General features: G+C 46.4%; 6 protein-coding genes. All 6 read right to left on the bottom strand.

The features are described 5' to 3' along the window. Positions 1-128: 128 nt before the first annotated feature. Positions 129-1811 carry a RagB/SusD family nutrient uptake outer membrane protein gene (locus ACYVJQ_RS16430; RefSeq protein WP_460894197.1) on the bottom strand — a complete coding sequence of 561 codons (1683 nt, stop codon included), beginning with the start codon at positions 1809-1811 and terminating at the stop codon, positions 129-131. 35 nt (positions 1812-1846) lie between these two features. After that, entirely contained in the window at positions 1847-5065 is a 3219-nt protein-coding gene (locus tag ACYVJQ_RS16425) for a SusC/RagA family TonB-linked outer membrane protein (protein ID WP_460894196.1), read from the bottom strand. A 23-nt stretch (positions 5066-5088) separates the two neighbouring features. Then, the gene (locus tag ACYVJQ_RS16420; protein ID WP_460894195.1) at positions 5089-6546 is read right to left on the bottom strand and encodes a fasciclin domain-containing protein; all 1458 of its coding nucleotides are present in this window, start codon (positions 6544-6546) and stop codon (positions 5089-5091) included. Positions 6547-6651: 105 nt separating this feature from the next. Further along, positions 6652-8316 carry a fasciclin domain-containing protein gene (locus ACYVJQ_RS16415; protein ID WP_460894194.1) on the bottom strand — a complete coding sequence of 555 codons (1665 nt, stop codon included), beginning with the start codon at positions 8314-8316 and terminating at the stop codon, positions 6652-6654. 17 nt (positions 8317-8333) lie between these two features. Continuing rightward, positions 8334-9833, bottom strand: a complete 1500-nt coding sequence (locus ACYVJQ_RS16410; RefSeq protein WP_460894193.1) for a RagB/SusD family nutrient uptake outer membrane protein — start codon at positions 9831-9833, stop codon at positions 8334-8336. 30 nt (positions 9834-9863) lie between these two features. Further along, the gene (locus ACYVJQ_RS16405) at positions 9864-13136 is read right to left on the bottom strand and encodes a SusC/RagA family TonB-linked outer membrane protein (protein WP_460894192.1); all 3273 of its coding nucleotides are present in this window, start codon (positions 13134-13136) and stop codon (positions 9864-9866) included. Positions 13137-13146: the final 10 nt, after the last annotated feature.

Below are 13146 nucleotides of genomic sequence, written 5' to 3'. Positions count from 1 at the left end.
ACCCTGGCAAGTCATGTACAGGCCAGGGTTTAGGGTTAAAGAATTCTGCTTTTTAGTACGTCCAACTTTTGGTAGGTAAAGATTACCCTAGTGGGCTATCTGTTTTAGCTGTTTCAGATCTAAAAGAATTACATCTTAAATGGTAGGTACCAGTTAGCAGGATCCATGAGTCGGGCTCTTACTTCCTGGGCTCTAGGGTCATTCGCTTTAACTAATTTCTCATACACCTTGTCTGCCAAGAAAGCCGGATCATTCCTTCTTCTAGCTATTCTAAGCAGGTCTTGCCATCTATGGCCTTCAAACGCCAATTCCAGGGCGGCTTCATTGATGATGGCATTCTCGGTGCGAATCAGCAGAGTACCGGAGGCATTGGGATCATCAAAGTTAATGTTCTGTAGGCCTGCTCTGGTTCTCAGACCCACGTGCCGGTACCAGTCTCCCCTGAAGAAAGGGAAGGTACCTTCCCGGGCATCAAAATTAAACGGTTCCGGTAAAAAGGTTTGTTGGGTGTTGGTTACATCTGGGTTGGTGGCAGGAAGGTTAGGATCAGAGAAAACAGACTTTACACCTTTCTGAATAAACGCCTCGGCCAGTTTGCTGTGCCCCTGGCGGTTGGCGGCTTCAGCAAACCGAAGGTGTACCAAGGCGGCCCGGGCCAGGAACCAGTTGCCCTTGTTCTCAAAAGGAAGCGAGGCACTAAAGTTCTGCAGGTATTTTGCTACCACCGGTTGGCCTAATTGGTAATTAACGGCCGCATTTGCTCTGTTGTCACCTGGGGTAAGGTCATTACGGGTCTCAGCTGCCCATTTACTGATAGCCGCCTGTGAAGGCTTTAGCAGGTAAGAACCACCTGCATTGGCAAATAGCTTTACAAATGGGTTCTGGGGACTGAAGCTAGGATTAAATGGCAAATCCCACACCCACTCATAGTTCCACATGTTTGATTGGCTTCCATTGAAGCCTACAAATGGGTCAAATTGGTTACTCCAGCTTACCCGGTATTGGTCATAATACCGGGCTCCTTTACCTGCGTCTAATAATCCGGTTTCCAGAACCTTCCGGTAGTGGGTGGCGGCTTGTGTATAGTTGCCTTTCCATAGGTGCAGATCTCCTAAAACTAACCGTTTGTTTACAAAGAATTTCTGGCTGTTATAGCCTCCAATGTTAATCAAGAGGGAGCTACCCGTGGAATACAACTCTTTGTGCGGTATTTTCTCCGTGAACGTGATCAAACTATCCAACAGCACCTCAAAGTCAATCTTTTGGAATTTACTTTGGTCAGTGAGGTCCGTTACTTTTGCCAATGGATCTGTGATATACGGCACCCGTCCATACTGAATACCCAGCTGCAGGTAAATCCAGCTTCTGAGGGCGGCCACATCAGAGTAACGTTCATTGTATTCTGCCCTGGTGATTTTATTGTCAGCCACCATCTTATTGAAGTTGTGCAGCACATCATTACAGTTGATGATCACTTCATAATAGGGCCTTGGGTTGGCATACTTATTCTCTGGCTGTACCGTGTGGTAATTGAGCTGCATTAAATCTGCGTTACTGGCGGCATTGCCCGTAACCGACACCAGATCTGCCCTTAGCTCATTCAAGACCACGTGCCGTTCTGCCAGGTTTATAAACTTTCCATATACCCCTATGATGGCGGCGTCCGCATCAAAAATATTCTGGTACGCCTTACTTTCATCCAGGGCCGTTTCTGGCTCCAGGTCCAGCATATCATTACAAGAGAAAATGCTTAGGCCAATAAGGACCACTGGCACTGCACGGGCTATGGACCTAATGAATCTATTTTTCATGTGTTGAAACTTAATGCTTTGAATAACGCTATCGCTTAAAGACCAATTCTTACCCCTAACAGGACAGACCTGTACTGCGGTATCAACCCTACATCTATGCCTTGGGCAAAAATGGTTTCCCCTGCACTAAATTCAGGATCATAGCCTTTGTATTTAGAGAAGGTGATCAGGTTATTAGCCGTAGTGTAGAAAGAGGCTGATTTGATATATTTTGTATTGAGCGGCAGATCATATTTGAGGGTGAGGGTCCTGAACCGCAGGTAAGAGCCATCTTCTATCCATCTGTCTGAGAAGCGGGCATTGCCCATGGGGTCACCGTAACTGGCTCTTGGCATGTCTGTCACCTGGCCTTCAGTTCTCCATCTTTTTATGACCGCATCTGTCTGGTTACCGGTGCCGGAGGCAGATTCTAGCTGCGCCCTGGTATAATTGTAGATGTCATTCCCCTTGCTGAAGGTAAAATAAGCGTCAAGGGAGAAGCGGTTATATTGAAGTTTGGTGTTGAACATACCAGTAAAATCAGGATTAGGGTTCCCTATCACCACCATGTCACTCTCATCAATCATACCCTTAGAGGCACCTTCATTGTTGAAATTCACAAACCGCATATCCCCTCCCTGAAAGGCCATTACTTCACCACTAGGTGTTCTGGTGCTTACCCCAGCCTGCGCAGCCTCTGCATTGGTTGAGAATACCCCATTGGTTTTATAGCCATAGAACAGGTTGGCTTCCTGGCCTATTTTGGTCAGGATGTTGGCCCCGGCGTACTGGGTGATGAATTGGTCAGTAGACAAGTCAGTTACCTCATTTTTGTATTTGGAGAAGGTAAGGCCCAGATCCCATTTCAAAGGTGCGGTATTGACCAGCCGCCCGTTCAATGACAGGTCTACTCCTTTATTGACCATTTTACCGTTGTTGGTGTACATGAAGTCAAACCCTGTGGCAGAAACCAGTTGCTCGCGCACCAGCATGTTATCAGTAACATTGCGGTAAGCATCAACGGTGACAGAAAGCCTTTCATTGAACAAGCCCAGGTCTACACCGGCATTTAACTTACGGTTAGTTTCCCATTGCAAGGCTGGGTTGCCAATGTTCCCTCTCACCAAACCCTGGAAATCCATAAGGCTTTGGGATACATAGTATTGGCGGGCTGAGTAGTTACCAAGGTCATCGTTTCCTGTGATGCTGTAGGTAGTGCGAAGTTTCAGGGTTTCCAGGAAATTGGCGTTGGCCATGAAGTTCTCAGAAGAAACCAGCCAGGCTGCCCCAACAGATGGGAACACACCAAATTTTCTATCAAACAAACTGATGCCGTCTTTGGCTTCTTTCCCGAACCGTGAGGAACCGTCTACTGCCAGGTTAAATGATAGAAAGTATTTATTCAAGAGTCCGTAATTGGCCCCGGCATAATAGTTTAGCCACACCCAATTACCTATTTCGCCCCCGGCTCTGCGCAACGAGGAAGCACCGGTACCAATAGTTCTCAATTCATCTGTGGCGGAGTTATAGCCAAACCCAGAGTCGCCTTCGCTATTGTTATCACTGTACCTTACACCAATGCTGCCGTCAAAACTATGAATGTTGTTAAAAGTCTTGGAGTAAGCCAGGCGGGTGTCACTGAAAATAGAGAACAACCTTTGCACCTGTGCGCCCATTCTGCTTTCCGCAATGGCATTTTCCAGGTTCTCAGAACTTGTGCCTCTACGCGGAACAAAGAAACTCTCCCGTATTTTATCATAGGTAACCCCAAACTGCGTGCTTGCTATCAGGTTTCTGGTCAACGCATAATTGAATTTTGCTGAGCCTAGGAATCTATAGTTAATCCCTTTGGACTGCATAGTATTGGTGATAGCCACCGGGTTGCCTACATTGAAAATATCCGTATCAGCTAAGTTAGGAGAAGTAACACCCGTGTTAGATACCTCATTCCTGTTCAGGAAGGGGGCTTTTATCAAGCTCAGGTAAATAGGATTGGTGTTCATGGCGATGCCTTGGTCTGCCAGGCTCTGCTCACTGTAGGTAAACGCCACATTGGAATTGACCGTTAGCTTTGGCGTCATGTTCAGGTCTGCATTGAACAAGGTATTGTACCGCTGGAAGTTGGTATTCTGTACAATTCCTCCATTATCCAAAACGCCAAGTGACAAGGCATATTTGGCAATGTTGTCTCCTCCCACTACCCGCATGTAATAGTTCTGGTTATAGCTTCTTTTCAGTACTTCCTTTTGCCAGTTTGTATTGTTATGGAAGGTATAATACTCAGGGCCGGTTACATTATCATTCATGTAAGGCCGTGCCTGAATCTGGTTATCTGTGAGGCCACTGCTTTTCAAGACATCTGCCAGATAAATGCGGTAGTTAGAGGCATTCATCACCGGGATGTTATCAGGAGCCAGGTTGATACCCGCATAAGAAGCGAAATCTATTTTTGTGGCCAGTTCCTGGGCACGGCCCGTGGTAATGATAATGGCGCCGTTAGCTCCCTTAGAACCATAGATAGAGGCGGCATCTTTGATGACCGTGATGTTGTCTATGTCCTTGATGTCAATATTGGAGAGGGGGTTGGTAAAGTGATTATTGATGATAGAACCACCATAATCATTCATATCATAGATCATTCCGTCTACAATGACCAGCGGTTGGTTGGTAGTATACAAAGAGTTGTACCCTCTTAGAAACATATTGGCCCCAATACCGGGCGTACCAGACCTGCGTACCACATTAAGGCCTGCCACCTTTCCCTGCAGAAAATTTTCTGGGGTCTCTGCAGACGTTGCCCATTTTTGCTGGACCGGATCTAAGGATACTACTGCCCCTGTTACCTGATTGATTGGTTTATTGATGCTGTTTGGTAATGCCGCGATATCATAAATGGAATTAAAAGAGCTTTCATTCAGGCTTATGGCCACAACACCTCTTCCCTTCACCGGCACTTCTTTGCGTTGATAGCCTTCTCCTTCTACTGTTAGGCTAGCAGCCGTAGACGGAACGGCCAGCGAGAACTCACCATTATCATCTGTTAAGGCCGCAGAGAAACCTGGTACACTCACACTGATACCAGCAAGAGGTTGTTTTGTGGCCGCTGCGGTAACAGTACCAGTCACCTTCACTCCCACCACTTGCTGACGAGAAACCGTGATCGTATCAGAGGGGGCTTTAACCGTTCCATTCTGTTGGGCAAAGGCGCAAACAGGCGTACTGGCCAGGGCCAACAGGAAGGAGAACTCTTTTATTCTTTTATACAAAACAGGCATGTAATTCCCTAGCTTTTAAGTGATTAAAATACTGGTACTAATTCCAGGTAATCTAGTGTGAGGGGGTTGAGGGCATTGTTTGTGGACAAGGCACTTCTTAGGTAAGCATCTAGGTTGCCATATTTAGCCACGGTATACTCTCCTATTTCCTGACGGATGGGAGTGGTAGAAGCCACTACAGATTTATAAGGTATTTCAGTGGCGGTTGGTACTTTGAAAGCTATTCTTTGGTCAAATGCCCCCGTCTGAAAATCATTGATGACATTCCAGAAGACCTTGTACTTGGTGGAGTTCACATTAGGAATAACATATCTGAGCCATAACCCAGAGGTGCTGTGGCCGGTTACGCGCAGGTATTGGTAGGTTTCTTCGGCTGCCTGGCCTCTTCTAGTTTGCACTGAAACATTTCCTGCTTTATCTGGGTGGCTTAACCGCGTTGCCCTGATGTTATAGATAGATTCGCCCTGAATTCTGATAGGTCTTATTTTTTCTTCGTTGGCAACACTAAGGCTGTTCACCACCAACACCATTCCATTGGAGGTACGCTCCTCCCGGATCACCGCATTCTTGTCTATTTGCACCTGTACCCCTGATCTAGAGGTAAGGGTCAGGGGCAATGTTTCCTTCGTGTAAACCCCTCTAAAAGCAAGATCTTTGGTGACCGCATAATTAGTAAGGGCATCTGTGCTGTCAGTGGTACTGGTCACGAAAAACTTCTTGAACTTGTCAAACTCAGCCGTATAAGCTGCGTCTGTCAGCATCACAAAAGTATACAGTGAGTCTTCATTGGCTAGATTGTATACCCTTTGAAAATACTGGTTCCGCTTTATGAAACCGGTATTAGGGTCGTAGACAGGTGCTCCGGTAACCGGGTTTACCCCTGTTTGCGTGGCAAGGCTATCTACAAAAACCGTTTCCTCCAGTGACTGTAAGTAAGCCTTCTGCCTGGGGCTCAGGGTGGAGCTGTTCAAGAACTCCCAGGAATTCATTTTAGGCGTAAGAGGCACATCAATGATATGTAACACTCCGTTACCAGCGTATTTATTGGCTTCTAAAATCTTGGCCGCCTCTACGGTAGACGTTGCTTTATTCCAGAGGATATTCTTGCCGCTTAAGGTTTTGATTTGGGAGGAAGCTGGCAATACGGTGTGTGTGAAATATTGCTGGTAACTGATGTGGTTGCTCACAAACTGCTTCAGCCGGTCCTGGTTATTCACAATATCCTGATCTAAATTCTGCAGGGCCTCATTGGTGGGGGCCCATACAGTAAAGGATTTAGAGGATTTTAGAACTTCATCAAACCCGGTTTTGATTAATAGCTCATTGAACCTGCTAATCTTAGGATTAGTACTAATTTCCTGCATCAGGTTCTTACCCAATGCTGCATCATTCAGAGACGTATGTTCTTCCCATGCATCCTTACAGGCTGTGAAACCTGCCAGAATACACACAAACAATACTATTTTTTTATACAAAGCCATTTCTTTTAATTTAATAGGCAAAACCATCTCTAGAATACCCAGGCAGAACGGTTAATTTTTGCCCGTGCACCTTACTAAGTCTATCTCTGTTTAGTGCTATGTTCTTTATTCGTAGACCAAAGTACCGTCTCTTTTTACTTTAGGATAAAGTTGGTCCTGGTCTTCAGGAATGAACTGAATCATGTCAAGTCTATGCACGCCATTGGTATTGGAAAGGCCTACAAATTTGATTTTATGGCGGCCTGTGGTTTCCACGGTGATGGTACCAGCCAACCTTGCGTGGGTATTGCCCGGGTTATCTGCCACGTGGCGTTTAATACCTTGGGCCAAAAGCTCTCTTTCAACACCACCTGGGTAGAAAAGCTTCATATCAATGGTTCTGGGCAGTAACTGGTCATTAAAATATACTTGTAGTGGTGCCGTGTTGCCAATGGTTCTAAAGGCTATCCAGACTCTGTATTTTCCTTTCACAATGGTAGGCGTAGTAAACTCTACTAACCTGGCCACGTTGTTACTCATCCTTACCTCCAGGTAGTCTCCATAGGCGTACCCGTCGGCATTTGCCGCAGAGCCAGGCTGGTAAGTAATAGTTGGGCTATTAGAGCCTTCAAAGTAAATCTCTTTAAAAGAACCTACCGGGAACCTAACCGAAGGAGAACCCAATCTTCTGAATTCTGGTAGAATTCTGAGCTCCGGCTGATCTGCCACGTCAAAATACACGCGTACTGGATTTCTCTTTTTAATCTGGAAGTTGTCTGTCACCACATGTAGTACCCCATTGGTGGCGGTATTATCGCTTCCGCCTCTGTCTACCAGCGCACCTTCTTCTAGAATACCGTTAAAAACATCTTCATTGATCAATACCTTTTCCCCCTTCAACTTTGAGGTGATAACCTCCTGAGGTGCCAGCGTAATATGTGACGGGGCTGTCACTAGGTCAGCCAGGTATTTGCTGTCGTTCAAAATACGATAAGCCATGTTCAAGTAAAGGCTGTCTGTTTTATCAGCTGGGTTACCTGTCTGGGAGTATTTTGCCTTGAGCTCTGCGTAACTTTTAATATTGATTTTGTTGTAGGTTGCGTTTTTCTGCGCCAGCACCGTGTACCAGGTACCCCCTTCTGCTCTTGGTTTATTTAATTGATCAAATAAGCCTGTGGCTTTCAAGGCAGCAGTAAAGATGGAGTACTCAGGGTTGCTTTCCAGCATTTGGCCTACTGTCTGGTTAGCTGGCTGCAACACATGGTCAATGGTATGGATAATCCCATTGCCCACCCGTATGTTGGCGTTCAGCACGTTGGCCTGTCTGTTTACCCGCGTTCTGGCCACTCCATTCTCTAGGGTAGCCCCCGTGATCACGTACTGGCCTAGCATGGTGATCTTAGGCAGTTTGCCGTCTGTAAAGCTGGAAGTAGGGATAGTATCTTCCAATAAATGGAACCGTATTAGGTTCTTCAGCTCATCAACGCTCAACTGATCAATGGAGGAAGCCCCTTTCTCTTTCAGATAAATGTCAATAGCTTCATTTGTTGGCGCAAACATAGTATAAGATCCATAGGCGGCCAGAAAGCCGGCAACTTCTGTTTTTTCCAGAATTTTTATCAAACTGGAGAACTTATCTGTGTTTTTCTCAAAATACCCTAACATGTTCACATCGCTAGTGGTAGCAATGTCTATCACCTCTTTTTCACAACCCGTAAACAGGGTTATAAAAAGAAGGCCCAAAGCCATCAATCTGACCTTTAAGCTTTTGATGAAAAGTAGATTTTCCATATCAAAGATTTAAAATATTATCTGCCTTTGTAAAAAGGATTTTGCTCAAGACTCTTGTTGGTTGTTAGCTCATACTGGTAGATGGGCCAGTAATGGCTGTTTTGGTCTTTGTACTTGTTCAGGATAGATTGCTGTCTTTCAGGAGCCGCACTATTGATGACCATCTCATTCAGCAAATCCTGGCGGGCATAAGATCCTCTTTTGGCATTCCTTAACACATCAAACCATCTCTTTCCTTCAAAAGCGAACTCCCGTTCCCGTTCGGCCAGAATGAAATCAATAATGTCATTCATAGAGCCAGGATCAATGTCTTTGTTATCAGTTCCGGGCAGGGCGTTTGCCCGCTGGCGTACTTTGTACAACAAGTCCAATGCTTCTTGCCCCTTGCCATTATTCTGGGCCGCCAGGGCCTCTGCCTTCAGGAGCAGAATGTCAGCATATCTGTAGAAGATCCAGTGCGCGGTTGACTGATCCAGGGTTCTGCCGTCAGTCTGGTTAAGGCCAAGGTACTTCCACACTTCACTGGTAGACACTTTCACTGAGGCATTGGCCCTGATGTCCATGTTCAATATATCTACCGGATCTGGAGGAAAAACTTCTTCTAAAACCCGTGTTGCCGCCAGGAATCTTCTACCCGTGGTAGAGCTGAACATAGAGAAGTAAGGGTTGGTGCGCTGCGAGTTAAATTGCAGGGCAAAGATGATCTCGCTTGAGTTTCCCTGCGCATAGAGTTGTTGGAACCATTGAGAGTTATTCACCCCTTGTACCAGACCAAACTGCCCTGAATTGATAATTTTGTCTGTGGCAATGATGGCACTATCGTACTTTTCTTTCCAAAGGTAAAGGTCTGCCTGCACGGCATTGACCGCGTATTTTGTAATGCGCCCTTTGTTAAAAGAATTGTTCCCGTAATTGATAGTGGCTAGTTCTTCAGCCTTCAGTAAGTCTTTGGCCACTTGGTTTAGCACCTGCGCCTGGCTTGACTTTGGTAAAGCTGTAGCCTGCTCATCACTTATAGTAGCGGTTAGCTTAAGAGGAACATCACCAAAACTGCGGGCCAGATAGAAATACATAAGCCCTCTGATAGCATAGGCCTCGCCTAAATAAGCATTCAACTGGGCCTGGGTAAAAGTTTTGTCTTCTGCCAGCGCACTTGGGGCCCGCTCAATCACGGTATTACATTGATTGATGGTTCTATAAAAGGCTCTCCAGTCTGAGATGGGGTTGGTATCTACAATGTTGCCATTCATTACCTCCAACTCAGTAGACCTGATTCCGGTGTTGGCCATGACCATGTCTCCCCTAAGTTCTCCCCACAAGAAAAGCTTTTCAGCAAAGTCAGCGTCTAACATGGAAGCATAGATGCCTACCACCGCAGAGTTTACCTGCTCTTTTGTTTTCCAGAACTCATCCCCTACAATTCCGTTTTCCGGCTTCAGGTCTAACCAACTGTCACAGGCGCTAAAGACCAACACTACTAGCACTAGTGCTGCTTTATATATATGCTTCTTTAACATTCTATTTTTCTGTTAATCACTACCAATATGTTAAAACCGGACATTCACGCCCAACGTGAGTGTTTTCACTGGGGGGGTTCTGGAGGTATCAAAGCCTATTCTGAAAGGATCGCTTCCTGCCAAACCTACCTCTGGGTCCTGACCGGTGTAGTTAGTGAAGGTGAAAAGGTTATTTGCCGTCACGTACATGCTTAGGTCCTTGGCCCCTAACCTCTCGCTTAAAGGTTTAGGCAAGTCATATCTGATCGTAAGAGTTTTAAACCGCAAGAAAGATCCATCTTCTACATAGCGATCAGAGGCCAGCCAGTTATAGCCCATTCTGTTCAGGGCACGCGGCATGTCTGTTTCGTCTCCGGGGCGTCTCCATCTTCTCAGGATAGCGGTGCTTTGGTTGGAGTAGTCATACATGTTCTCTGTGCGCATCTTGGTCTCATTGACAATGTCATACTTGTATCTGAAGTTGAAGAACATATTTACTCTCCAGTTCTTATACCTTAAAGACGGACCAAAACCACCGGTAAGTTTAGGGTTCGCATTGCCCAGATACACCACATCTTTGTAGTCTATGTTGCCGTCATGGTTGATGTCTTCATAGATGGCATCTCCTGGCTGAAAGACATAGTCAATGGAAGGATAGCCAAAACGCATTGGCACGGTCTGGCCGTTTGGTCCAATAATAGCGTTCCCGTTTCTGTCTTTGGCAATAGTGGACTCTGCATCTTTATACACCCCTTTGAATCTGTATCCATAGAAAGAACCGAAGGGATTGTTTTCCTGGATAGTGATCAGGTAGTTTCCGTTAGCATTCAGATTCCCTTTCTCACGGGGATAATATTCTGATATCTCCCTGATCATGTTTTCATTATGGGAGAGATTCAGGCCAAAGTCTACAGACATATCCTTTGTCTTGTACAGCGCTAAGTTCACGCCTGCTTCCCAGCCCAGGTTGTCCATGGTGCCCACGTTCATGTCTACATCCGTGAAACCGGTAATAGAGGAGATGAGCAGGTCTTGGAAAAACATGTCCTTTGTGCGTCTCTTGTAAAGGTCGGCATCTATAGACAGGCGCCTATCCAGCATGACCAGGTTAACCCCCACGTTTGACTGCAGAACAGTCTCCCACTTCAGGTTATTCAGCTTCAAGGTTGACTGGTACAGGCCAGACATGCCCAGGTAGTTGTAGGAGTAATTCTCATACAGATCATAATGGCCATAGCTGGCACGAGGCTCGTTGCCGCTGGCACCATAGCTACCCCTTAAGCTTAGGTCATCAATGAATCTAAAGCCTTGCATGAAAGGCTCACCAGAAACTCTCCAGCGTCCAGAGATGGAAGGGAACGTGCCGTAACGGTTATTCTCCCCAAATTTGGAGCTTCCATCCCGTCTAACCCCAACGTTCACAATATAGCGGTCCAGAAAGCCGTATTGGGCATTCAATAAAAAACCCACGCTTCTGGTTTGGGAAGAGGAAGATCCCAACTGGTGTTCATTCCCCTGGATTCTGGAAGCGATAGCTGGATCTTGCAGGTAGGCAGAAGCCGTGTTAGAAGTAAGAACCCCAAAGCCCTCGTTGCGGGCGTCAAAGGTCATGAAAGAGAATAACCCCTGGAAGGTGTGTTTTTCCCCAAGTTTGGGAGTAAACAACAGGTTTGATTTGGTGGTAACGCTAAAACGGTCAGCATCAGAATCTGAGGCTCTGTTTACGGTTGTTTCTGTCCAGGGCCTGCCGGTGGCGGTCTGCGGCAGAAACATTTTCGTTTTGCTGTTATTGATGTCAAACTGGATATCTGAAGTAGCCAGCAGCAACCCGGAAATCACATCATATTGGAGATTAAATTTAGGAATAACGCGCTCCCCTAATTGCTTGTTGATTCCCTCGCGCACCATGGCTACCGGGTTGTACGTCTGCGGGTAACCTCCCTGGATGTTGTTAGCTGGTGAAAAATAATTAGGTGTCCGCTCGCCAAACTCATTGTATTCATACACGCTCATGTTGGGCATCTTGTTATATGCCACGGTCCGGGGGTTAGGAACGCCCCTGAGGTTATTGGTGTAGTTCTGGTTGTTATCCAGGTGGGTGTAGGCTAGGTCGGTTCTGAACCTGATTCTGTCAGAAACGGAATAATCCAGGTTGATCCGGGCAGAGATACGGGAAAGGTCAGTACCAATAGTAGTTCCCTGCTGCCCGAAATAGCCAATAGAAGTGTAATACCTGGCTTTGTCACCACCCCCGGATAAGGAAATATTGTGATCCTGAATATGCCCTATTTGGGTAATCTCCTCAATCCAATTAGTGTTTCTATTGTAGTTATTGTACCAATAGGGGTCTTTTGGATCATATTGGAATTCTTTAACGGTAGTAGTGTTCAACGGGGTACCAGTCCTGTTCATGAATGCCTCCGGAATGTACTGGGAGTATTGGTCACCGTTTAGCATTGGCAACGCTTCAGGCTGCTGGGTCAAGGATCCCCTAAACGTATAGTTTACCGTAGGCTTTCCTATCTTTCCCCGCTTGGTAGTAATTACCAGCACGCCGTTTGACGCCCTGGCACCCCACACAGCCGTAGCGGCCGCATCTTTCAAAACGGAAATTTCCAGGATATCTGTAGGGGCAATGTTCAGTAACTGCGCGTATCCTTGCTCATCTGCGGTGGCAAAGTTGAAATCAGAGGCAATCTCAATGTCATAGGGCATGCCATCCACTACAATCAGGGGCTCAGAGGAGGAGTTAATGGAAGAGGTTCCCCGGATCCTGATCTGCATGCCTGCCCCAGGGTCACCGGTGGCAGAGACAATGTCCACACCCGCCAAACGGCCTTGCAGCGCTTCATCAATAGAGGCAGCAGGCAACTCGGCCAGGGCTTTGGCATCAATGGTACCAATGGCAGAGGTAAGATTCCGTTTGTCTACATCCAGCATACCGGTGTTGGTTTGCTGGTGAGAGATAATCTCTACGGTGTTTAAGGTATTGGAGGTTGACTCCAGCCCCACGTCTACCACAGATCTGCCATTTACACTAAAGGAAGCGTTTTTATAGCCTATATAAGAGACCATGACCCTATTCTGAGGGTTTTTCATCCTTAAGGCAAAACCTCCGTTAATGTCTGTGCTCACACCGGCCAGGGTCCGGTTCTCATCATCTACCTCATATACAGACACCCCAATCAGCGCTTCTTTTGTAGCCCTGTCTGTAACCGTTCCCCGCACAATAGTCTGCCCCGGTTGGGCATTGGCATACATACCGCAGCAGAGAAGAACGGCAGTGAGGAGGAAATAAGAAAAATTGCCTAGAAATCTTTTCATATAGATAATC

This window comes from Rufibacter soli, from assembly GCF_054781795.1.
The sequence above is the reverse complement of the archived record's forward strand: the minus strand, read 5'-3'. Positions and strand labels throughout refer to the sequence as shown.

Coding starts and splice junctions, on each gene's coding strand:
- ACYVJQ_RS16430 (WP_460894197.1), bottom strand. CDS start 1,811: ATGAAAAATAGATTCATTAGGTCCATAGCCCGTGCAGTGCCAGTGGTC.
- ACYVJQ_RS16405 (WP_460894192.1), bottom strand. CDS start 13,136: ATGAAAAGATTTCTAGGCAATTTTTCTTATTTCCTCCTCACTGCCGTT.
- ACYVJQ_RS16410 (WP_460894193.1), bottom strand. CDS start 9,833: ATGTTAAAGAAGCATATATATAAAGCAGCACTAGTGCTAGTAGTGTTG.
- ACYVJQ_RS16420 (WP_460894195.1), bottom strand. CDS start 6,546: ATGGCTTTGTATAAAAAAATAGTATTGTTTGTGTGTATTCTGGCAGGT.
- ACYVJQ_RS16415 (WP_460894194.1), bottom strand. CDS start 8,316: ATGGAAAATCTACTTTTCATCAAAAGCTTAAAGGTCAGATTGATGGCT.
- ACYVJQ_RS16425 (WP_460894196.1), bottom strand. CDS start 5,065: ATGCCTGTTTTGTATAAAAGAATAAAAGAGTTCTCCTTCCTGTTGGCC.